Genomic DNA, 21,649 nt, shown 5'->3' on the forward strand with positions numbered 1-21,649 from the left:
GACGGGCCCGCCGTCGCCGGGGTTGCCCCCTCGTCGTGTCGACCCCGCCCGGTCAGCGGTGGAGCGGACCGCCGGCCATGCTCTCGAGGCGCGCGATGCGCTGGTCCATCGGCGGGTGCGTCGAGAGGAACCGGGTGACGTCCTGCGCCCGGAAGGGGCTCGCGATCATCATGTGGCTCGCGTTGACGATGTCCTGGGAGGGTGCGAGCGGTGCGCGGGCGACGCCGGACTCGAGCTTGCGCAGGGCCGAGGCGAGAGCGAGCGGGTCACCGGTCAGCTTCGCGCCGTCCTCGTCGGCGTCGTACTCGCGGGTGCGGCTGATCGCCATCTGGATCATCATCGCGGCCATCGGCGCGAGCAGGCTCATCGCGAGCAGCGCGAACGGGTTGGGGCGGTCCTCGTCGGAGCCACCGCCGCCGAAGATGCTCGAGAACATCAGCATCTGGCCGATCGAGGTGATGACGCCGGCAACCGCGGCGGCGACCGAGCTGGTGAGGATGTCGCGGTTGTAGACGTGCATGAGCTCGTGACCGAGCACGCCGCGCAGCTCGCGCTCGTCGAGCAGGCCGAGGATGCCCTCGGTGCAGCACACCGCGGCGTTCGACGGGTTGCGGCCCGTCGCGAAGGCGTTCGGCGCCTGGGTGGGGCTGATGTAGAGGCGCGGCATCGGCTTGCCGCCTGCCGTCGAGAGCTCGCGCACGATGCGGTACATCGCCGGCGCCTGCGCCTCGGAGACCGGGTAGGCGTGCATGGCCCGGATCGCGAGCTTGTCGCTGTTCCAGTAGCCGTAGAACGTCATCGCGACGCCGATCAGCGCGAAGAACCAGATGAAGCGCCCTCCACCGACGAGCGCGCCGATCCCGAGCAGCAGGGCCCAGATGCCGCCGAAGAGCGCGGCCGTCTTGAGCCCGTTGAAGTGGTTGTGCATGTCGGGTGAACGAGCGGCCTGGAGCGCGTGTTCCCACTGTGAATCCCCTGAGAGGTGACTGGGATCCACCTCGACGACCTCTGTGACCCAGATCTCGGTCAGACATCGTTGAACCGGCAACTTATCTACTACGTGCGGTAGTAGTTTGGCGGTGTTGGGGAAACCGACATCCCATCCGATGAAAGAAGCACATGATGCGCAAGACACTCGACCGGCTGATCTCGTGGACGGGCCTCATCATGGCCGTCGTGCTGGCGGTGGCCGGCGCGCTCCTGATCTACGCGAGCAGCTTCGTCGCCAACAACGTCAAGGAGCAGCTGAGCCAGCAGAACATCACGATGCCGGCCGCCGCCGCGCTCGAGACCCAGGACCAGAAGGACGCCCTGCTGCAGTACGCCGGCCAGAAGATGGAGAACGGCGCCCAGGCCAAGGCCTTCGCCGACCACTACATCCTCGTGCACATGAACACCCAGGCGAACAACAAGACGTACTCGGAGGTGTCCGCCGAGTACATGTTGGCCGTCAAGGACCCGAACGCGGACCCGGCCCAGGTCACGGCCCTCGGCGACCTCCGCCAGAGCCTCTTCATGGGCAACACGCTCCGGGGCCTGCTGCTCAACGCCTACGCCTTCGGCACCATGGGCACGATCGCCCTCTGGGCCGGCATCGCCTCCTTCGTCGGAGCGGCCCTGCTGCTCGTGCTCTCGCTGCTCGGCCTGCGCCACGCCAAGACCGTCGAGGACGAGGCGACCGGTCTCGCGAAGCCGACCGAGGCCACGGGTGACGCCCGGGCAGTGCCCCAGACCGCCTGACCGCTCCACCGCTGACGACGACGAGGATGGCCGACGCGAGGACGAGCCCGGCGACCATGACCGGTCGCCGACGCGCGACAGCCACCGGGGCGGGGCCCGGGCCTTCGGAGCCCGCGGCACCGGCCACCACGTCGGGGGCGGTGATCACGGCACGCAGCCAGCGCAGGTAGACGGCGACGCCGATGACGGCGTTGACCGCCGCGACGACCGCGAGCCAGACCCAGCCCTCGGCGACGACCGGCCGCAGGGCCGTGATCTTGCCGACGAGGCCGATGATGCCGGGCGGCAGTCCCGCGAGCGAGGTCAGCGCCAGGGCGAGCGCGCCGGCCCGCCACGGGCTGCGCTGCCACAGACCCTCGTAGGCCGCGATGGACCGCCCCTCCCCGGGCCGGTCGCGCAGGGTGACCGCGACGACGGCGAAGGCGACGAGCGTCGCGACGACGTAGGTGAGCAGGTAGGTGGCGCTGGCGCCGACGCCGAGCGCGGAGATGCTGACGAGCGGCAGCACGACCCACCCGGCCTGGGCGACCGTCGACCACGCGAGCAGGCGCACGACGTCGTCCTGGCGCAGCGCCATGACGTTGCCGAGCGTCATGCTCAGTGAGGCGAGCAGCGCGATCGACACCAGGGCGGGCGTCCCGAGAGCGGCGACCGCGCGCAGCACGACGAGCAGGGCCGCGAGCGCCGCRACCTTGGAGACCGTCGCGAGGAACGTCGCGACGGGCACCGACGAGCCGGCGTATGCCGTGGGCGTCCACGCGTGGAACGGCACGAGCGAGAGCTTGAAGCCGACCCCGGCGACGACGAGGACCGTCGCCAGCGCGACGACGCCTCCCGAGACCGACGGGAAGACGACGGACGTCGGGGCGCCCGACGCGGCCGAGAACGCGCCACCGGAGGACAGCGCGGCGTCCGGGGTCAGGAACGGGCTTCCCGTCGCGGCGAACCAGAGGGCGACGCCGAGCACGAGCAGGGCGAAGGACACGAGGGACGTCACGAGCAGCTGGGTGGCGCCGGCCACGGCCGACCGGCGCCCGGAGAGGGCGACGAGCGCGATGACGGGCAGGGTCGCGAGCTCGAGGGCGACGAGCCACGTGCCGACGTCGCGGCTCGCTGCCACGACGATCGTGCCGGCGAGGGCCGCGAGGAGCAGTACGGCCTCGACCGGCTCACGGGTGCTGTCGGTCGGGCGCCGACGGCGGGTGCGGGGCCAGGCCAGGGCGATGCAGACGAGGGCGGAGACGGCGGCTGCGAGCTGGAGGGTGCTGCCGAGCGCATCGGCCTGCCACAGGCAGACCTGCGGCAGGCCGTCGACGCCGGCCGCCGTGGCGCCGCCCGTGGCCTGTCCGGTCCGACCGGTCAGGCAGAACGTCTCGCGCGTCGACCCGCCGCCGAGCGCGAGCCCGGGCACCGTGGCCACGGCGGACCCGAGCGCGGCCAGGGCGGCGACGGCATAAGGCACCTGGCGCAGGCGCGGGTTGACGAGATCGAGCACGAGCACGAGCACGAGCCCGGCGACCGGCAGGATCGCCGGAAGCAGGATGCTGTAGTCGATGGCGAGGCCCTTCACGGCGAGACCCCCAGTCCGGAGAGCAGGCCGGACGTCGCGGCGTCCGAGAGGCCGAGCAGCAGGTGCGGGAGCAGGCCGAGCGTGATGATGACCACGACGAGCGTCATGACGACCGCCCAACGGGCGCCACGGGCGTCCGCCACGGGCTCGGCCGCAGCCCCCTGCGCGGCGTCGCTGCCCTCACCCGCCCAGACGATGCGGGCGACCCGGAGCGCGTAGGCCGCCGCCAGCGCGAGCCCCACGGCACCGAGCACGACGCAGACGCGCAGGAGCGCGACGGGCCGGTCGGGGGCGGGCGACCACGCGGCGTACAACGCGAGGAACTCACCCCAGAAGCTGACGAGGCCCGGGAGCCCGAGCGCGGCCGCCAGGCCGACGACGAGGGCGAGGCCGAAGCGGGGAGCCTTGTCACGCAGGGCGGCCCGGGCGACGTGGAGGTCGGAGGACCCCCACTGCTCCTTGAGGTCGCCGACGATGAAGAAGAGGAGGGCCGCGACGACGCCGTGGGCGATGTTGCCGAAGAGCGCCGCCTGCAGTCCCGTCTCACTGCCCGACGCGATGGCGAGGGCGACGAAGCCCATGTGCGCGACCGAGCTGTAGGCGATGAGGCGCTTGAGGTCGCGCTCGACGAGGCAGGCGAGCCCTCCCCAGAGGATGCCGACGACGCCGAGGATCGCGAGGACCGGACTCAGCTGCGCGACTCCTGCGGGCACGGTGCCGACCGCGAGCCGGACGATGCCGTAGGTGCCCATCTTGAGCAGGACGGCGGCGAGGAGCACCGAGCCGGCGGTGGGGGCGATGGTGTGCGCCGAGGGCAGCCACGTGTGCAGCGGCCACAGGGGCACCTTGATGCCGAGCCCGAGGAGCAGGATCGCGGCGATCGCGACCTGGAGCGGCCGGGACAGCCCGGCTCCGTGGCGCTCGGCGAGGACCGTGAGGTCGCTCGTGCCCTGGTGGTGGACGAGGAAGAGGATGCCGACGAGCATCAGCGTCGAGCCGAGCACCGTGAAGAGCACGAAGCGGCCGGCGGCGTCGGCGCGGGTCTCGTCGCGCACGTGGTCGTCGCCGAAGCGGCGGACGAGCACCCACATCGGCACGAGGACGACCTCGAAGGCGATGAAGAAGAGGATCGCGTCGCGCGCCATGAACGTGGCGAGCGCCCCCGCCTCGACGAGCAGGATGCAGCCGAGGAAGGTCGACCCGGTGCCTCCCTTGGGGATCGGCCCGGACAGGGCGTGCGCGACGACGGCGACGGTGAGCAGCGCGGTGAGGAGCACGAGGGCCGCCGAGATCCCGTCGACGCCGAAGTGCCACCGGACGCCGAGCGAGCGGATCCACGGCACGTCCACCTCGTGGCGGCCCCACACGACGACGACGGCGAGCACCGCCGTGACGACGGTGGATCCGAGCGCGATGCCGCGCTCGACGGTGGACTCGCCGGGGATCGCGATGAGCGCGATCGCCGCGAGGAGCGGCAGCAGGAGCACGAGGGTCAGCGCCATGCGGCCACCCCCAGGACGGCGACGACCACGACGCCGACGAGCAGGCTGAGCAGCGACAGCGAGGGCACGGCGCGATGGCTCCGCTCCCCCGCCCGGCCGGCGGCCCGGGCGACGACGGCGGTCGCCCGCGGGTAGGCGTCGACGACGTCACGGTCCAGCGCCACGACGAGACGCGCGACCGCGGTGACGGCCCGGCCGAAGCCGACGTATGCCGTGTCGACGCCGAAGCCGCGCACCGCCGGCTCCCGGACGCGGCTGGGGACCCGGTCGGCGACGTCGAGCCGGCCGCGGTCGCTGAGGGACCACACGGCATACGCGGCGCCGGCGACGAGCAGGACGGACAGCAGGGCGCTCAGCAGCCCGACGTGCACACCACCGCGGAGGCTGGCGAGGAAGAGGGTGCCGACGACGGTGAGGGCGGCCAGGACGGACACGACGAGCGCGGCCGGGAGCGTGATGGGGGCGTGGCCGTGGGCGTGGACGCGCTCGACCTCGGCGTCGTCGGCGCTGTCGGTGGTGGTCACGACGGCGACGTCCTCCTCGGCGACGACGGCGGGCTCGACGTCGGGCAGCCGGCCCGTCGCGGCCACGGGGGTGTCGAGCAGCAGCCAGGCGCGGGTGCAGTAGGCCGCCGTGAGGACGACGGTGACGAAGAGGGCGACGACGACGAGCCAGGCGCGGAAACCGCCACCACCCGTCGCGCCCTCGAGCGCGGCGTCGATGACGGTGTCCTTGGTGAAGAAGCCGATGAGCGGCGGTACGCCGGCGAGGGCGGCGAGGCCGATCCCCATCGACCAGCGCAAGGCGCCGGTCGGACGCAGTCGACCGCGCAGGGCGGCGACGGCGGTCGCGCCGGCGAGCACCGAGAGCCAGCCGGCCCCGAGGAAGAGCAGCGCCTTGAAGAAGGCGTGGCCGACGAGGTGCGCGATGCCGGCACCGGGCCCGAGCTCGGCCGGTGCCGCGGCGAGCGCCGAGAGCATGATCGCGATCTGGCTCAGGGTCGAGTAGGCGAGCATCCGCTTGAGGTCGGTCTGCACGAGCGCGAGCAGGGCGGCGTAGACCATGGTCACGGCTGTCAGGACTGCGAGCAGGGTGCGCGCGCCGTCGTCCCCGGCGTAGAGCGAGAAGAGGCGGGCGATGACGTACGTGCCGGCTGCGACCATCGTCGCCGCGTGGATGAGGGCCGACGCCGGGGTCGGGCCCTCCATCGCGTCGGGAAGCCAGTCGTGGAACGGCACGAGACCCGACTTGCCGGCCACACCGATGACGATGCCGACGAGACCGATCGTGAGCAGCGTGCCGTCCCCGCCGGCCGTGAGCACGGCCATGAGGTCGGTCGACCGGGCCCGCACCGAGAGCGCGACGATGCCCACGACCATGGCGATGTCGGCCACGCGGGTGACGATGAAGGCCTTGTAGGCCGCTCGCCTCGCCGCCGCACGCTCGCTGTCGTGGCCGATGAGCAGCCACGAGCACCAGCCCATGACCTCCCAGCCGACGAGCATGAGCACGAGGTCGCCCGACTGGACGAGGAGCAGCATGCCGGCCGCGAAGAGCGAGACGGTCGCGGCGAACTGGCCGTAGCGGGGGTCGTCGCGGAGGTACCACGCGGTGAAGACCTGGATGCCGAGGACGACGAGGGCGACGACGAACGCCACGAGGCCCGAGACACGGTCGGAGAGCAGGTGCAGCGGCACGGAGAGGTCGCCGAGCGGGAGACTGCCGATCGACTCGATGTCGGCCGTGCGCGACGGTGCGACCCACTGGATGAGCCCGAGCACCGCGACGTAGGCCGACACCGACACGGCGACGGCCGCCGCGAGCCCGCGCCGGCGCCGCGTCAGCAGCCCCACGAGGGCGGCCAGCGCCGGGAGCACGATGATCATCCGCACGATCCAGCTCATGCGACGCCCTCCCCCGCTGCTGCCGGCTCACGCGTCGCGTCGTGCGGGTGTCCGTCCCGGTCCTCGGCGCGCGGGTCCTCGGCGTCATCGGTGTCGCTGGCGTCGCCGGTGTCGCCGGTGTCGCCGGCGTCGGCCCCGTAGCCGTCGCCGGCGTCGTCCGGCTCGTCGTCGGTGAGGTCGGGAACCGCCGTGAGGTCGATGTGCCCCGTGCGGCGGAACATCACGAGGATGATCGCGAGCGCCACCGTGATCTCGGCGGCGGCGATCGTGATGACGAAGAGGGTGAGCACCGGACCGGCCGAGAGCGGCGCGCCCGGGCGGGACCCCGCCGTGACGAGCAGCAGGTTCGCGGCGTTGAGGATGAGCTCGACACCGATGAGGACGAGGACGGCGTTGCGGCGTGCGAGGACACCGTAGACGCCGATGCCGGCCAGGAGCGCCGACAGGGCGGCCGGCAGCGAGAGGTGGATCATCCGCGACCGTCCGACCGTGCGCCCGACGGGACTGCGCCCGGCTGGCGCGCGCCGCCGCCGTCGCGGTGCAGGACCAGACGCGACACGGCGAAGGCGGCGATGAGCGCGACGAGGAGCAGCACGGAGAGCAGCTCGAAGGGCCAGACCCACGTGCCGAAGACCGCCTGCGCCACCTGCGGCGTGGTCGTCGTCGGGGTGTCGAGGTCGGCCGTCGCGCCGGAGAAGAGCGGGAGCAGGAGCGAGGCGAGCAGTGCGGTCGTCGCGGCGCCGAGGAGGGCGCCGGCGAGGCGCTGCCACCACGGGGTGTCGATCTCGGCGTGGGGACCGATGGGCGCGCGGGTCAGCATGAGCGCGAAGAGGACGAGCACGACGATGGCGCCGACGTAGACGAGCAGCTGGACGAGGCCGACGAGCTCCTGCCCGAGGACGAGGTAGGCACCTGCGAGCGAGCCGAGCGACACGAGCAGCCACAACGCGGCGTGGACGACCTGCTTCGTCGTCACCGACAGCAGCGCCGACAGGGCCGTCACGGCGCCGACCGCGGTGAAGACGATGTCGCGGGTCGTCACTCGCTCCCCTCCTCGTCGGTCGACACCGTCGGCAGGACCTGGGTCGAGTCTCCTTGTGCCGCAGCCTGGTCCGCTGCCCGCTCGGCCTCGGCACCGTCGGCGGGCGGGAGGACCGAGGTCTGCTCGGCGGCCGGAAGGCTCTCGGTGGACTCAGCGGCGGGCAGCGCGGCCGTCCGCTCGACCGCCGGCATGACCCGGGTCTGCTCGGCCGCCGGCTGAGCCGCCGGCTCGGGCGCGGCGAGCGGCGGCGGGGTCGTGGTCTCCCGACGCACCCGCGTCGGTCGGGCCGCGGCCCCGGCACCGCGCGTACCTGCAGCGGCAGCGGCTGCTCCGGCGGACCCCCGGGCGGGCTTCGCCGCGGCCGTGACCTCGGCAGGGTCGGCACTGCCCGGGTCGAGAGCGGGCGGCGCCGGGACGGTGGCCATCCACGCGCCGAGGCGGTCCTTCTCGTGGAGCAGGTCGCGGATGTCGGTCTCGGCGTACTCGAACTCGGGGCTCCAGTGCAGCGCGTCGAAGGGGCAGACCTCGATGCAGATGCCGCAGTACATGCAGAGCGAGAAGTCGATGGCGAAGCGGTCGAGGACGTTGCGCTGGCGGGCGCGGCCGCCGGGCGTCGTCGGCGGCAGCTCCTCCTTGTGCGAGTCGATGTAGATGCACCAGTCGGGGCACTCGCGGGCGCAGAGCATGCACGAGGTGCAGTTCTCCTCGGTCAGCGCGATGACGCCGCGTGACCGGGGCGGGAGCGCGGGTGAGACGTCGGGGTACTCGGCCGTGTGCGTGTGCCGGGTCAGCGACTTCGCCGTCGTCGCGAGTCCCTTGACGAGCCCCGGAATGATCCCGTCAGCCATGTCGCTCCACCCTCGATCGGTCGTCGGTCACGGGAAGACCACCACCCCGACGGCGGTCAGGGCGAGCTGGAGGAGGGCCATCGGCACGAGCCACACCCAGGCGAGGCGCTGGAGCTGGTCCTCGCGCATGCGCGGCCACGACACGCGGAGCCAGATGACGACGACCGCGAGGAGGAAGCCCTTGAGGACCGTCCACACCCAGCCGAGCCACTGCTCGAACGGCCCTGCCCAGCCGCCGAGGTAGAGCACCGCGAAGAGCAGCGACATGACGACGATGCCGGCGTACTCGGCGAGCAGGAAGAAAGCGAAGCGCAGGCCGGTGTACTCGGTGAAGGCGCCGAAGACGATCTCGGAGTCGGCGAGCGGCATGTCGAACGGCGGGCGCTGCAGCTCGGCGAGGGCCGCGACGAGGAAGACGACGGCGCCGGGCAGCTGCCAGAGCAGCCACCACGGGTTCCACGCCTCGGCGATGGAGACGAGCGACAGGCTCCCGGCGGCGAGGGCGACCGAGGCGACCGCGAGGACCATCGGCAGCTCGTAGGACACGAGCTGCGCGGCGGCGCGCATCGCCCCGAGCAGGGAGTACTTGTTGGCCGAGGCCCACCCGGCCATGAGCGTGCCGATGACGCCGACCCCGATCACGGCGAGCACGAGCACGACGCTCGCGTCGACGTCGGCCCCGACGACCCGTGGCGAGAGGGGGATGACGGCGAGCGCCACGAGGTAGGGGATGAGCGCGACGAAGGGGGCGAGCCGGAAGACCCAGCGGTCGGCCCGGGCCGGAGTGATGTCCTCCTTCTGGACGAACTTCACCCCGTCGGCGACGAGCTGGGCCCACCCGTGGAAGCCACCGGCATACATCGGCCCGAGGCGACCCTGCATGTGCGCCATGACCTTGTGCTCGGTCTGGCCGACGAGCAGCGGCAGCACGAGGAAGGCGGCGAGCACCGCGACGGCGCGCAGCACGACCTCGAGCCAGGGAGCGAGGTCGCTCATCGCGGCCCCCACTCGGGTCCGGGCACGCCGGGCGCCTGGACGCGCCGGCGGCCGGGTGCGCGGGCGGAGTCGTGGCCCTCGCCGGGCTCCTTGGCACCGGGCCAGGCCTTGCTGGCGCGAGCCGCGAGGACGAAGGACTTGCGCAGCGGCGTGCCCTCGAAGCCGTCGGGGAGCAGGAGCGGGCGCAGGCCGAGGCCGCTGCCGTCGTCGAAGCCGTCGAAGTCGATGCCGAACATCTCGTGGGTCTCGCGCTCGTGCCACGCCGCGCCCCGGAAGATCCCCGTCAACGACGGGACCGGCAGACCCCCGGTGACGCGAGTGCGCAGCAGCACCGACCTCAGCGCGCCCGGCGTGCGGGTGTCGAGCAGGTGGCAGACGACGTCGAAGCCCGCGTCGTCGCCCTCGCGGTCGGTCTCGTCGACGGCCGTCAGCCAGTCGAAGTACGCGTAGCCCTCCTCACGGAGCGAGAGCACCGTGCTCGACCACTCCCCGAAGGGCACGTCGCGCACGTCGGTGACCTTCACCGGCCGTCCTCCCCCGGCTTCGCGCCACGGCGCAGGAGGGGACGGCGGAGGTCGCCGGCGCTGCCGACGCGGGTGCCGGCATACCTGCCCTTGAGCTTCTGCGTCGACAGGCGCTCGGCGGCGATCTGCTCCTGGAGGCGGATGATGCCGTGCAGCAGCGCCTCGGGGCGCGGCGGGCAGCCGGGGACGTAGACGTCGACGGGCACGATCTGGTCGACGCCCTTCGTCACGGAGTAGGAGTCCCAGTAGGGGCCGCCGGAGTTGGAGCAGGCGCCGAAGGAGATGACGTACTTCGGCTCGGGCATCTGGTCGTAGAGGCGGCGGATCGCCGGGGCCATCTTGTCGGTGACGGTGCCCGAGACGACCATGAGGTCGGCCTGGCGCGGGCCCGGCGCGAAGGGGATGACGCCGAGGCGGATGAAGTCGTGACGACCCATCGAGGCGGCGATGAACTCGATGGCGCAGCAGGCGAGCCCGAAGTTGAAGACCCAGAGGGAGTAGCGGCGGCCCCAGTTGAGGACGACCTTGATCGGCTTGGGCGCGTGGGCGCCGAGGACGCCCATCGACGCCGGTCCGATGGTCGGCATCGGCAGGCTGACCGGCTGGCTCGCCGACTGGCCGGGCTGGCTCGGCGGCTGATCCATCACACCCACCTCAGCAGACCGCGGCGGCCCGCGTGGGCCAGGCCGAGCACGATGACGCCGATGAAGATGCCCATCTCGACGAGGCTCGCGCGGCCGAGGTCGGCGTCGCGGATGACGGTCGCCCACGGGAAGAGGTAGACCGCGTCGACGGCGAAGACGACGTAGAGGAAGGAGAAGACGAAGTAGCGGACCTTCGTCTGGGCCCAGCCCTCGCCGACCGGGTCGACACCGGACTCGTACGTCGCCAGCTTGGCCGCGTGGGGTGCGCGCGGGGCGAGGAGCCGTCGCACGAGCATCGCCGCCGTGACGAGCAGGACGCCCGCCCCCAGCACCGCTGCGACGGCCACGTACCCGGACATGACGGCCAGCCTATCCATGCCGGTACGCGAGTGGCACGGAGTGGTCAGCCGCATCCGGGCTACCCTGCGGCGCATGGTCGACAGGGGTGGACAGGACCGGGTGGGCTCGCCGCACGAGGCGACGACCCAGGTGCCCGACGACGTGCCCGACGACGCGCCGCTCGACGTGACGGACCCGGGCGTGGACCCGGGCGTGGACCCCTGCCTGGACCCGGGCGTCGACCCGGGCGTCGACCAGCTCGGCTGGGACGCCACCGCCCTCGTCGTGGCGCACGTGGTCCTCGCCCTCGGCATCGGGGCGGCGGTCGGCGCCGTCGGGGGGCGCTACCTCCGCGGTCGGCACGTCCCGGTGGGCGCCTCGGTGCGTTGACCGCGGCTCACCCTGTGTCGGCACCGCGTCGACCCGCGTCGTCCACGTTGTGGCAGGTGCACGATCTGAGGCCCGACGAGACATAGCATGGAAAGTGCCCGCCGCACAGGGCCCCGGGCAGTGAATCGTATGGAAGTTCGAGGACGTCGCAGAGCATGAGCGCCAAACTGGTCCAGAAGCTCGATCGCGTGGTCATCCGATTCGCCGGGGACTCCGGCGACGGCATGCAGCTCACCGGAGACCGCTTCACGTCGCAGACCGCACTGCTCGGCAACGACCTGTCGACGCTGCCGAACTTCCCCGCCGAGATCCGGGCGCCCCAAGGCACGCTGCCCGGCGTCTCGAGCTTCCAGCTGCACTTCGCCGACCACAACGTGCTGACGCCGGGTGACGCCCCCGACGTCCTCGTCGCGATGAACCCCGCCGCCCTCAAGGCCAACCTGCGCGACCTGCCGCGGGGCGCAGCGATCATCGTCAACACCGACGAGTTCACCAAGCGCAACCTCTCCAAGGTCGGCTACGTCGAGAACCCGCTCGACGACGGCTCGCTCGACAGCTACGACGTGCACCCGGTGGCCCTGACCTCGATCGCCGTCGAGGCCCTCGTGTCCTTCACCGACCTGACCCGCAAGGAGAAGGAGCGCGCGAAGAACATGTTCGCGCTCGGCCTGCTCTCGTGGCTCTACACCCGGCCCATGGACGGCACCGAGGCGTTCCTCAAGGCGAAGTTCGCCGACAAGCCCGAGATCCTCGAGGCCAACCTCGCCGCCCTGCGCGCGGGCTTCAACTACGGCGAGACCACCGAGGACTTCGCGGTCGCCTACGAGGTGGCCCCGGCCGCGATGCCGGCGGGCACCTACCGCAACGTCACCGGCAACGTCGCGCTGTCGCTCGGCCTCGTGGCCGCTGCGCACCGCGCACACCTGCCGCTCTTCCTCGGGAGCTACCCGATCACGCCGGCCTCCGACATCCTCCACACGCTCGCCGGGCTCAAGCGCTACGGCGTCGCGACGATGCAGGCCGAGGACGAGATCGCCGGTGTCGGCGCCGCCCTCGGTGCCAGCTTCGGCGGCGCGCTCGGTGTGACGACGACGTCGGGGCCCGGCCTCGCGCTCAAGGCCGAGACGATCGGCCTCGCCGTGTCGCTCGAGCTGCCGCTCATCGTCTGCGACATCCAGCGCGGTGGCCCCTCGACCGGCCTGCCGACCAAGACCGAGCAGGCCGACCTGCTCCAGGCGCTCTTCGGCCGCAACGGCGAGTCGCCGGTGGCCGTCGTCGCACCCGCGACGCCGGCCGACTGCTTCGACGTCGCCGTCGAGGCCGTGCGCATCGCGACGACCTACCGCACGCCCGTCATCGTGCTGTCCGACGGCTACCTCGCCAACGGGTCCGAGCCGTGGCGGCTGCCCCGCACGGCCGACCTGCCGGACATCGCCGTGGAGTTCGCGACCGAGCCCAACGCCGTGGACGACAAGGGCCAGCCGACCTTCCACCCCTACCTCCGCGACCCCGAGACGCTCGCTCGGCCGTGGGCGATCCCGGGCACACCGGGCCTCGAGCACCGGGTCGGGGGCATCGAGAAGGCGGACGTCACGGGCAACATCTCCTACGACCCCGACAACCACGACCACATGACGCGCCTGCGTCAGGCCAAGATCGACGGGATCGCCGACACCATCGGGCAGCTCGTCGTCGACGACCCGACCGACGACGCCGACGTCCTCGTCCTCGGCTGGGGCTCGACCTTCGGCCCCATCGCCGCGGGCGTCCGCCTGGCGCGGGCCACCGGAGCCCGTGTCGCCCAGGCGCACCTGCGCCACCTCAACCCCTTCCCCGCCAACACGGGCGACGTGCTCCGCTCCTACCAGCGCGTCATCGTGCCCGAGATGAACCTCGGCCAGCTCGCGATGCTGCTGCGGGCCAAGTACCTCGTCGACATCGAGTCGCACACCTCGGTGCGCGGCCTGCCGTTCCAGGCGGGCGAGCTCGCCGACGTCATCGCCACCGCGGTGGCGTCCGTCTCGGACGTGCCCCTGAAGGAGGCCGCCAAGTGACCACCGACCTGGGTATGCCGTCCAGCGGGCCAGGCGCCCCCGGTGCCCACGGCACCGCCGGCGTCCCACGCCTCACCGACGGCACCGCGCTGACGAAGAAGGACTTCACGTCCGACCAGGAGGTGCGCTGGTGCCCCGGGTGCGGAGACTACGCGATCCTCGCCGCCGTGCAGGGCTTCCTCCCCGAGCTCGGGCTCAAGCGCGAGAACATCGTCTTCGTCTCGGGCATCGGGTGCAGCTCGCGCTTCCCCTACTACCTCGACACCTACGGCATGCACTCGATCCACGGCCGTGCCCCGGCCATCGCGACCGGCCTCGCGGCGACGCGAGAGGACCTCTCGGTCTGGGTCGTCACCGGCGACGGCGACGCCCTGTCGATCGGTGGCAACCACCTCATCCACGCCCTGCGCCGCAACGTCAACCTCAAGATCCTGCTCTTCAACAACGAGATCTACGGCCTGACGAAGGGGCAGTACTCCCCCACCTCGCACGTCGGCCAGGTGACGAAGTCGACGCCGCTGGGCTCGCTCGACACGCCCTTCAACCCCGTGTCGCTCGCGCTCGGCGCCGAGGCGAGCTTCGTGGCCCGCACGATGGACTCCGACCGCCAACACCTGACGTCGGTGCTGCGTGCCGCGGCCGAGCACCGTGGGTCGGCGCTCGTCGAGATCTACCAGAACTGCCCGATCTTCAACGACGGCGTCTTCGACGTGCTCAAGGACCGCACCGAGGCGGCCGCCCGCATCCTGCACCTCGCCGACGGCGAGGAGGTCGGCACCGCCGAGACGGTCGTCGTGCGTGACGACCGCGGGTCGCTCGCCGTCGTGCCGCGCGCCGAGGCCGACCCGGCCCGCATCGTGCGCCACGACGAGTCGGCCCACGACCCGTCCGCGGCGTTCGCGCTCTCGCGGCTCGACAGCCCCGACCTCGGGCACGTCCCGATGGGGATCTTCCGCAACGTCCAGCGCCCGACCTACGACGACTCGCTGCGCGAGCAGATCGCCTCGGCCCGCACGGGTGAGGTCACGGACGCCGACATCGACGCCCTGCTCGCCGGTCGGGACACCTGGACCGTGGGGGCGTGACCGCGCGCGAGACCGCTCCGTCCCTCGCGCCGAGCGAGTCCGGCACGCGCGGGACGGGGTCGACGGCACCCCACGGCGAGGTCGGGCGGGGCACCCTGCTCGGATTCGCGGCCTACGGCCTCTGGGGGCTCTTCCCGCTCTACTTCGACGCGCTCAAACCCGCCGGGCCGTGGGAGATCCTCGCCCACCGCATCCTCTGGACGCTGCTCTTCTGCGTCGTCGTGCTGCTCGTCGTGCGCGACCTCGGCTGGATCAGGCCGCTGCTGCGTCGGCCGCGGCTGCTCGCCGGCACCGCGGTGGCGGCGGTGCTCATCGCGGTCAACTGGGTCGTCTACGTCGCGGCCGTGACGTCGGGCAACACGTCCGAGGCCGCGCTCGGCTACTTCCTCAACCCCCTCGTCACGGTCGCCCTCGGCGTCGTCGTGCTCGGTGAGCGCCTCCGCGTCCTCCAGTGGGTGGCCGTCGGCATCGGTGTCGTCGCGGGCGTCTACCTCGGCGTCTCCGGCGGACGCGTGCCGTGGGTGGCCCTGACGCTGGCGGTGTCCTTCGCGCTCTACGGGCTGACGAAGAAGAAGGTCGGCGTCAGCCTCGACGCCATCCACGGGCTCACGGTCGAGACCGTCGTGCTCGCCCCCGTCGCCGTCGTGCTGCTGCTCGTCGTCGGCGCGCAGGGCGGCCTCGAGTTCGGCCTGCACGGTGGCGTGCACACGTCGCTGCTCGTCCTCTCCGGGCTGGTCACCGCGGTGCCGCTGCTGTGTTTCGCCGCCGCGGCGCGCCGCATCCCGCTCGTGTCGATCGGGCTCATCCAGTTCATCACCCCGGTCATGCAGCTGCTCTGCGCGGTGGTCCTGCTCGACGAGCACATGCCGTCCGAGCGGTGGATCGGCTTCGGCATCGTCTGGCTCGCGCTCGTCGTCCTCACCGTCGACTCGCTCCTCAGCCTGCGTGGCGCCCGGGCCGCGCGGCGCGACCTGCCCGTCGACGACTGCCCGCGCTGAGGAGCCATTCGTCGCACCCGCGGTGACAGACTGCCGGTGTGAGCGACGTCGTCCTGGGCTCCCGCACCGGTCGGTTCGTCATCGCCGCTGCCGTGCTCGGCTCGGGGATGGCCCTGCTCGACGGGACCGTCGTCAACGTCGCGCTCGTCCGGATCGGCGAGGAGCTCGGCGCGAGCCTCGCCGAGCTGCAGTGGATCACCAACGGCTACCTCCTCGCGCTCGCCTCGCTCATCCTCCTCGGCGGGTCACTCGGTGACCGCTTCGGCCGCCGACGCGTATTCGTCATCGGGGTCGTGTGGTTCACGGTGGCCTCCGCCGCCTGCGGTCTCGCGCAGTCACCCGTCCAGCTCATCGTCGGCCGGGTGCTCCAGGGCGTGGGAGGGGCGCTGCTGACGCCGGGCAGCCTGTCGATGATCCAGGCGTCCTTCCGTCCCGACGACCGCGGCAAGGCCATCGGCACGTGGTCCGGACTCGGCGGCATCGCCTCCGCCCTCGGGCCCTTCGTCGGCGGGTGGCTCGTGCAGTACGCGAGCTGGCGCTGGGCCTTCCTCGTCAACCTGCCCCTCGGCGCCGCGACCGTCTGGATCGCGCAGCTGCACGTCCCCGAGACCAGGGACGACCGTGCCGACCACCACTTCGACGTGACCGGCGCGGTGCTCGCGACGCTCGCCCTGGGAACGACGACCTTCGCCCTGATCCAGCACGAGTCGCTCGGAGCGACGGCGGCCACCGGGGTCGGGCTCGTCGGCCTCGCCATCGGCGCGGCGTTCGTCGTCGTCGAGCGCCGTATCTCACACCCGATGGTCCCGCCCGCTCTTTTCGCGTCGCGCCAGTTCAGCGCGGCCAACGCGATGACCCTGCTCGTGTATGCCGCCCTGGGCGCCGTCTTCTTCTTCCTCACCCTCCAGCTCCAGACCGTCCTCGGCTACGGCCCGCTGCTCGCCGGCATGGCCTCGCTGCCGGTCACCGTGCTCATGCTGCTCTTCGCGGCGCGGGGAGGTGCGCTCGCCTCCCGCATCGGGCCACGCCTGCCGATGACGGTCGGCCCGGTCGTGTGCGCGGTCGGCGCCCTCCTGCTGTCGGGTGTCGGCGCCGGCTCGACCTACTGGACCGGCGTCCTGCCCGGCATCTCCGTCTTCGGCCTCGGGCTCACCCTGCTCGTCGCGCCGCTGACGGCGACGGTCCTCGCCGCGGCTCCCGACCGCTACGCCGGCGTCGCCAGCGGGGTCAACAACGCCGTCGCGCGCGCGGGCAGTCTCCTCGCCGTCGCCGCACTGCCGGCCGTCGTCGGGCTCAGCGGCTCGGACTACGCCGTCCCCGAGGCCTTCTCGTCGGCGTACCGGACCGCGATGCTCCTGTGCGCCGGGATGCTCGCCGCCGGAGGTGTCGTGTCGTGGCTGCTCATCCGCAACCCCGCACCCGCGCCGTCCGGCACCGACGAGACGGGTGCCGAGCGGCAGGGGCGCGCCGCCGCAGCGGGGGCGACACGGCATACGCGAGCGGTTCCGGCCGGCTGGTCGTGCGCCGGCTCGGAGGGGTGCCCGGGGACGGCGCACCACCACGACGAGGACCTGCCCGCGCTGGGCGGGGCGCCGACCGGGCGCTGACGCAAGTCCGCCCCGCCCGGTCGGCCGCACCGTCAGGGCGTCGGGTCGGCCCAGCTCCCACCACGGATGTCGCTGTTGCCGAAGGTCGCCGGGCACGCCGCGAGGACGTCGGGCGGCGGCTTGGGGCTCGCCGTGTAGAGCGAGGCGCGGTACGAGTCGATCGCCGGGCAGTCGGCGGCGTGCGACGCGTCGTTCCAGACGCCGACCACGCCGTCGCGGGTCGCGGCCGCATAGACGTAGTCGCCGAGGAACTCGGCGGTCAGGCCGTTCTGGCTCGTCCCGCGCGGGTCGCCGACGGCGCTGCGGTCCAGTGACGACCACCCGCTCGGCACCCCGGCCACGATGTTCGCGTGCCAGACCTGACCGACGAGACCGCGGGACGACGCCGTGTCGTGCCGGTAGGGCGTCGTGAAGGCGTTGTCGACGACGTAGAGGTCGGTGCCGTCGGGAGACAGCGCCGGCGCGGTGTAGACGGGGCGGTCCCCCGTCGGCAGCTCGAGCGCGGCCGGAGCGGTCCAGCTGGCGCCCGCCGTGGTGGAGGTCGTCCACAGCAGGCTCTCGTGGTCGAGTCCGGAGGCACCGTCTGCCCAGGTCATGACGATCTGGTTCGTGGCGCCGGCCCCGCTCGGGGCCCCGTTGGCGATGTCGACGCTCGGGCCTGCCGCCAGGTCGACGCGAGCTCCTGCGATCCCGTCCATGGTCGGGCGACCGAGCACGGGGTCGGTGACACCGGGCTCGGTGACCCGGGCGACGACCGTCGGGCCTGCCCAGTGGGCGCCGCCGTCGGTCGAGCGGTACATGAGCTGGAGATCGGTGCCCGCACGCCTGCCGATGCCGAAGACGTACACGTTGCCGTGGCTGTCCGTGCGGACCGTGCAGCCGTCAGGTTGCCCGTTGATCCCGTTGTCGGTCGCGGGGCCGACCTGCTTCGTCGTCCACGTGCCTCCGCCGTCCGTCGACCGCGCGACGATGAGGGGCGTCGGGAGGGCGTTGCCGCGGCTGTTGCTCCTGAACGAGGCCCAGCACACGTAGACGTTGCCGAAGAACCGACTCGACTCGGCGTTGTCGGCCCACACCTGCTCCTTGTCGGAGAACGTCGTCGACGACTGCTTGGAGATGATCACCGGGTCCTTCCACGCCGTGGCGTCACCCGCGGCTGCCGCGTGCGGGTCGTCGGTCCTCGACACCGCGATGGCCTCGAAGCCCTTGAAGGTCGCGGACTCCTTGTCCGCCGAGACGTTCGAGGTGAGGTTCGCGTAGTAGAGGCGCGAGCCGTTGACCCACGAGAACGTCCCGTCCGACGCGGGACGCGGGCCGAACGCGACCGCCGGGTCACCGTCCGAGACGAGTCCCTTCGCGGCGTAGCCGGGGAGCGTGCCGATGGGGCCGGGGTGCGCGGTGCAGGCCGCGGGTCCGAGGCAGTCACGGCCCGTGAGGCCGGTGTAGGTCGGCTGGGTCCACCCGCTGCCGCCGGTGAACGAGAAGTACACCCCGGAGACACCCACGCCGTCCGTGAAGGGGCAGGTGGTCGGGTCCCCGGCCGCGCACGACTCGTCGTCGATCTCGTCGTTGGCCCCGGCCGCGACGACGCTCGGGTCGTGGGCGTCGATCGCGACGGCGGGTTCGTTCTGCTTGTTCTGCGAGAAGGGGGTGGGCGGACTGGCGACGCTGACGATCTCGTCGGGTGGGGAGGCCACCGCGACCGCGGCTCCGGCGAGGGCGGTCGCGACGGACACGATGCACGCGGTGAGAACTCGACGGTGAGCCATGGCCTCTCCTCAGGGTGGTACGTCAAAGGATCGCGTCGGCGCCCGCACCGTCCAGCGTGCGCCCGCGACCCGGCATCCGACAAGGTCTACGGCGCGGATCTCGTCGGCGAGACGTGGATGATGGGGACATGAGCGACGTGTCAGCGGCAGGCTTCCGGACCGAGCACGACTCGATGGGCGAGGTACAGGTGCCCGCCGACGCGTTGTGGGGCGCGCAGACGGCGCGGGCCGTCGAGAACTTCCCGATCAGCGGGCAGCCGGTGCCGCCGGGCGTCGTCCACGCCCTCGCTCGGCTCAAGGCCGCCGCCGCCGACGTCAACGCCGAGCTCGGGGTCCTCGACGCCGATCGGGCCCGAGCCATCGCGGCGGCAGCCGGTGAGGTCGCGGACGGCGACCACGACGACGAGTTCCCGATCGACGTCTTCCAGACCGGGTCGGGCACCTCGACGAACATGAACGTCAACGAGGTCGTGGCACGGATCGCACACCTCGCGAGCGACCTCGACGTGCACCCCAACGACCACGTCAACGCCGGCCAGTCGAGCAACGACACGTTCCCCAGCGCGCTGCGCATCGCGGCGACGACGGCGAGCGTCCTCGACCTCGTGCCGGCGCTCGAGCACCTCGCGCTCGCCCTGGGCCGCAAGGAGACCGAGTTCGCCGACGTCGTCAAGGCCGGACGCACCCACCTCATGGACGCCGTGCCGGTGACGCTCGGGCAGGAGTTCGGCGGCTACCGGCGCCAGGTCGAGCTCGGCGCCAGCCGGGTGCGCAGCGCGGCGGAGGCGACGAGCGAGCTGCCCCTCGGTGGCACGGCCGCCGGAACCGGTCTCAACGCGGCACCCGGCTTTGCCCGCAAGGTGATCGAGCGGGTCTCGGGGGTCACCGGCATCCCGTTCCGCGAGGCCGCGAACCACTTCGAGGCGCAGTCGGCGCAGGACGCCGTCGTCGAGCTGTCCGGGGCGCTCAAGGTCGTGGCCGTGAGCCTGACGAAGATCTGCAACGACCTGCGCTGGATGAGCTCCGGGCCCCGCACGGGCCTCGGCGAGATCCACCTGCCCGACCTCCAGCCCGGGTCGAGCATCATGCCCGGCAAGGTGAACCCCGTCGTGCCCGAGGCGACCCTCATGGCGTGCGCGCAGGTCATCGGCAACGACGTCGTCATCACGACGGCCGGCGCTGCGGGCAACTTCGAGCTCAACGTCATGCTGCCGGTCATGGCCAAGAACGTCCTCGAGTCGATCGGGCTGCTCGCCTCGACGAGCCGCCTGCTCGCCGACCGCTGCGTCGACGGCATCACGGCCGAGGTCGAGCACGCGCGGGCCCTCGCCGAGGGCTCGCCCTCGATCGTCACGCCGCTCAACCGCTACCTCGGCTACGAGGCGGCGGCCGCGGTCGTCAAGCAGGCGGTCAAGGAGCGGCGCACGATCCGCGACGTCGTCATCGCGCAGGGTCACGTGGCCGACGGCAAGCTCACCGAGCAGCAGCTCGACGAGGCCCTCGACGTCCTCTCGATGACCCGCCCCGAGGACTGACGTCGAGGTCCCTGTGCGTTGAGTCATCCAGCGACCCAGCGTCCACCCGGCCACCGGCCGACCCGGCTGCCGGGGCGCTGAGTCACCTCACGGTGCAAGGCACAGGGCGCACGGCGCAACCCGGCCACGTCGGCCGTGTGCACGGTGAAGGTCCACGGCTGACGCGACCCCGCTCGCCGAGCAGCGGGAGGTCCCGCGATCAGCCGAGGAACTGGCTGACCGTGAAGACGGCGCCCTGCGGGTCGCGCACGACGGCGGTGCGCGTCCAGTCGCTGTCGCCGGTGCGGACGACGGACCCGCCGAGCCGCACGACACGCTCGGCCGCCGCGTCGCGTTCGGCGACGGTAAAGGTCACGTGCCAACCCGGCTCGGCGGCCGGTGCGACGGGCACGACCCAGCCGATGGCGTCGGCAAAGCCCGGTGGCACCCTCGCCCCGGACTGTCGCTCGTGGATGTCGGGGTCGACCGTCGAGGCGAGGTGGTCGCCGTAGCCGGGCACCCGGATCATCGTGGCGAAGCCGACGTCGGCGAACTCCCAGCCGAAGGCCCGGGCGTAGAACTGCTGCGCGGCCGCGGGCTCGTCGGTGTGCAGGTCGCTGAAGTTCCAGGCACCCGGGACGTTGGTCACCTGCGAGCCCAGACGTCGCCTGGCCTCCCAGAGGCGCACCTCGAGTCCCTGCGGGTCGCGCACGACGGCCGACCGGCCACCCTCGCCGGCAGCCGTCGGCGGTTGGACGACCGCTCCCCCGGCCTCCTCGACGCGGCTGGTCGCGGCCTCGGCGTCGTCGACCGCGACGTAGGTGTGCCACCGGGCCGCTCCACCGCCATCACCACCGGCGTCCTCGGCCGCGGGTGTCGCGGGGCCGCCGAGCCCACCGACGTCCTGGCCGTCGAGCTGGGCGATGAGATAGCGGAACGGCACCCCCGGCGGGGTGGCCTCGGTGAACGTCCAGCCGAAGAGCCCGCTGTAGAAGTCGGCGGCGGCATCGACGTCGTCCTGCTCGGTGTCGACCCACGAGGTCACGCCCTCGGGGTAGGTCCTCTGCTCGGTCACGGCATCCTCCTCGGCGTCGGTGTGGGTCGTTCTCCACCGTAGGTGGGC

19 protein-coding genes and 1 pseudogene are annotated in these 21,649 nt (G+C 72.5%); 7 read left to right on the forward strand and 13 right to left on the reverse strand.

Going from position 1 to position 21,649, the window contains the following annotated elements; genetic code table 11:
* Positions 1 to 52: 52 nt before the first annotated feature.
* A complete protein-coding gene (gene htpX, locus ASH01_RS22045) occupies positions 53 to 928 on the reverse strand; it encodes a zinc metalloprotease HtpX (protein WP_056781453.1) in 876 nt (291 codons plus the stop codon).
* Between the two features lie 194 nt (positions 929 to 1,122).
* Between htpX and ASH01_RS22050 the strand changes: the two genes are divergently transcribed.
* Positions 1,123 to 1,740: a hypothetical protein gene (locus tag ASH01_RS22050; RefSeq protein WP_056781585.1), complete on the forward strand. Its 618-nt coding sequence runs from the start codon at positions 1,123 to 1,125 to the stop codon at positions 1,738 to 1,740.
* Positions 1,741 to 1,933: 193 nt separating this feature from the next.
* Here ASH01_RS22050 and ASH01_RS23800 read toward each other — a convergent pair.
* The 10 genes and pseudogenes from ASH01_RS23800 to ASH01_RS22100 all read right to left on the reverse strand — a co-directional run.
* Positions 1,934 to 3,310, reverse strand: a pseudogene (locus ASH01_RS23800) (NADH-quinone oxidoreductase subunit N); the annotation flags it as partial.
* Complete coding sequence (locus tag ASH01_RS22060) at positions 3,307 to 4,812, reverse strand: complex I subunit 4 family protein (RefSeq protein ID WP_056781456.1); 1,506 nt, start codon at positions 4,810 to 4,812, stop codon at positions 3,307 to 3,309. The pseudogene ASH01_RS23800 and the gene ASH01_RS22060, both read right to left, overlap by 4 nt.
* Positions 4,803 to 6,716 (reverse strand): NADH-quinone oxidoreductase subunit 5 family protein, encoded by a 1,914-nt coding sequence (locus ASH01_RS22065; RefSeq protein WP_056781460.1) that lies wholly within the window; start codon positions 6,714 to 6,716, stop codon positions 4,803 to 4,805. Before ASH01_RS22065 ends, ASH01_RS22060 begins: the two co-directional genes overlap by 10 nt.
* Complete coding sequence (nuoK, locus tag ASH01_RS23965; protein ID WP_056781462.1) at positions 6,713 to 7,189, reverse strand: NADH-quinone oxidoreductase subunit NuoK; 477 nt, start codon at positions 7,187 to 7,189, stop codon at positions 6,713 to 6,715. Before nuoK ends, ASH01_RS22065 begins: the two co-directional genes overlap by 4 nt.
* Positions 7,186 to 7,758 (reverse strand): NADH-quinone oxidoreductase subunit J family protein, encoded by a 573-nt coding sequence (locus tag ASH01_RS22075; RefSeq protein WP_056781465.1) that lies wholly within the window; start codon positions 7,756 to 7,758, stop codon positions 7,186 to 7,188. Before ASH01_RS22075 ends, nuoK begins: the two co-directional genes overlap by 4 nt.
* On the reverse strand, positions 7,755 to 8,606 hold the full coding sequence (locus tag ASH01_RS22080) for a NuoI/complex I 23 kDa subunit family protein (RefSeq protein ID WP_056781469.1): 852 nt from the start codon (positions 8,604 to 8,606) through the stop codon (positions 7,755 to 7,757). The genes ASH01_RS22075 and ASH01_RS22080 overlap by 4 nt, the downstream gene beginning before the upstream one ends.
* A 27-nt stretch (positions 8,607 to 8,633) precedes the next feature.
* Complete coding sequence (nuoH, locus tag ASH01_RS22085; protein WP_056781588.1) at positions 8,634 to 9,602, reverse strand: NADH-quinone oxidoreductase subunit NuoH; 969 nt, start codon at positions 9,600 to 9,602, stop codon at positions 8,634 to 8,636.
* Entirely contained in the window at positions 9,599 to 10,126 is a 528-nt protein-coding gene (locus ASH01_RS22090) for an NADH-quinone oxidoreductase subunit C (RefSeq protein ID WP_056781474.1), read from the reverse strand. Before ASH01_RS22090 ends, nuoH begins: the two co-directional genes overlap by 4 nt.
* Complete coding sequence (locus ASH01_RS22095; protein ID WP_156415711.1) at positions 10,123 to 10,770, reverse strand: NuoB/complex I 20 kDa subunit family protein; 648 nt, start codon at positions 10,768 to 10,770, stop codon at positions 10,123 to 10,125. The genes ASH01_RS22090 and ASH01_RS22095 overlap by 4 nt, the downstream gene beginning before the upstream one ends.
* Positions 10,770 to 11,129, reverse strand: a complete 360-nt coding sequence (locus ASH01_RS22100; RefSeq protein ID WP_056781480.1) for an NADH-quinone oxidoreductase subunit A — start codon at positions 11,127 to 11,129, stop codon at positions 10,770 to 10,772. Before ASH01_RS22100 ends, ASH01_RS22095 begins: the two co-directional genes overlap by 1 nt.
* A gap of 73 nt (positions 11,130 to 11,202) precedes the next feature.
* On the opposite strand from ASH01_RS22100, the gene ASH01_RS22105 reads away from it, so the two are divergent.
* The 5 genes from ASH01_RS22105 (at position 11,203) to ASH01_RS22125 (ending at position 17,243) form a co-directional block, all read left to right on the forward strand.
* On the forward strand, positions 11,203 to 11,499 hold the full coding sequence (locus ASH01_RS22105) for a hypothetical protein (RefSeq protein WP_156415712.1): 297 nt from the start codon (positions 11,203 to 11,205) through the stop codon (positions 11,497 to 11,499).
* Between the two features lie 155 nt (positions 11,500 to 11,654).
* Positions 11,655 to 13,553 carry a 2-oxoacid:acceptor oxidoreductase subunit alpha gene (locus ASH01_RS22110; protein WP_056781486.1) on the forward strand — a complete coding sequence of 633 codons (1,899 nt, stop codon included), beginning with the start codon at positions 11,655 to 11,657 and terminating at the stop codon, positions 13,551 to 13,553.
* Complete coding sequence (locus ASH01_RS22115; protein WP_056781489.1) at positions 13,550 to 14,638, forward strand: 2-oxoacid:ferredoxin oxidoreductase subunit beta; 1,089 nt, start codon at positions 13,550 to 13,552, stop codon at positions 14,636 to 14,638. Before ASH01_RS22110 ends, ASH01_RS22115 begins: the two co-directional genes overlap by 4 nt.
* On the forward strand, positions 14,635 to 15,636 hold the full coding sequence (rarD, locus tag ASH01_RS22120) for an EamA family transporter RarD (protein ID WP_082620096.1): 1,002 nt from the start codon (positions 14,635 to 14,637) through the stop codon (positions 15,634 to 15,636). Before ASH01_RS22115 ends, rarD begins: the two co-directional genes overlap by 4 nt.
* A gap of 38 nt (positions 15,637 to 15,674) precedes the next feature.
* Positions 15,675 to 17,243 (forward strand): MFS transporter, encoded by a 1,569-nt coding sequence (locus ASH01_RS22125; protein WP_056781493.1) that lies wholly within the window; start codon positions 15,675 to 15,677, stop codon positions 17,241 to 17,243.
* Positions 17,244 to 17,275: 32 nt separating this feature from the next.
* On the opposite strand, the gene ASH01_RS22130 is transcribed toward ASH01_RS22125, so the two are convergent.
* On the reverse strand, positions 17,276 to 19,012 hold the full coding sequence (locus ASH01_RS22130; protein ID WP_056781495.1) for a sialidase family protein: 1,737 nt from the start codon (positions 19,010 to 19,012) through the stop codon (positions 17,276 to 17,278).
* A 128-nt stretch (positions 19,013 to 19,140) separates the two neighbouring features.
* Here ASH01_RS22130 and ASH01_RS22135 point away from each other — a divergent pair, with 128 nt between their 5' ends.
* Positions 19,141 to 20,547 (forward strand): class II fumarate hydratase, encoded by a 1,407-nt coding sequence (locus ASH01_RS22135; RefSeq protein WP_056781498.1) that lies wholly within the window; start codon positions 19,141 to 19,143, stop codon positions 20,545 to 20,547.
* 199 nt (positions 20,548 to 20,746) lie between these two features.
* Here ASH01_RS22135 and ASH01_RS22140 read toward each other — a convergent pair whose 3' ends face one another.
* Positions 20,747 to 21,601 carry a VOC family protein gene (locus ASH01_RS22140; protein ID WP_056781502.1) on the reverse strand — a complete coding sequence of 285 codons (855 nt, stop codon included), beginning with the start codon at positions 21,599 to 21,601 and terminating at the stop codon, positions 20,747 to 20,749.
* Positions 21,602 to 21,649: the final 48 nt, after the last annotated feature.

Source organism: Terrabacter sp. Soil811 (assembly GCF_001429655.1).
Lineage (GTDB): Bacteria > Actinomycetota > Actinomycetes > Actinomycetales > Dermatophilaceae > Terrabacter.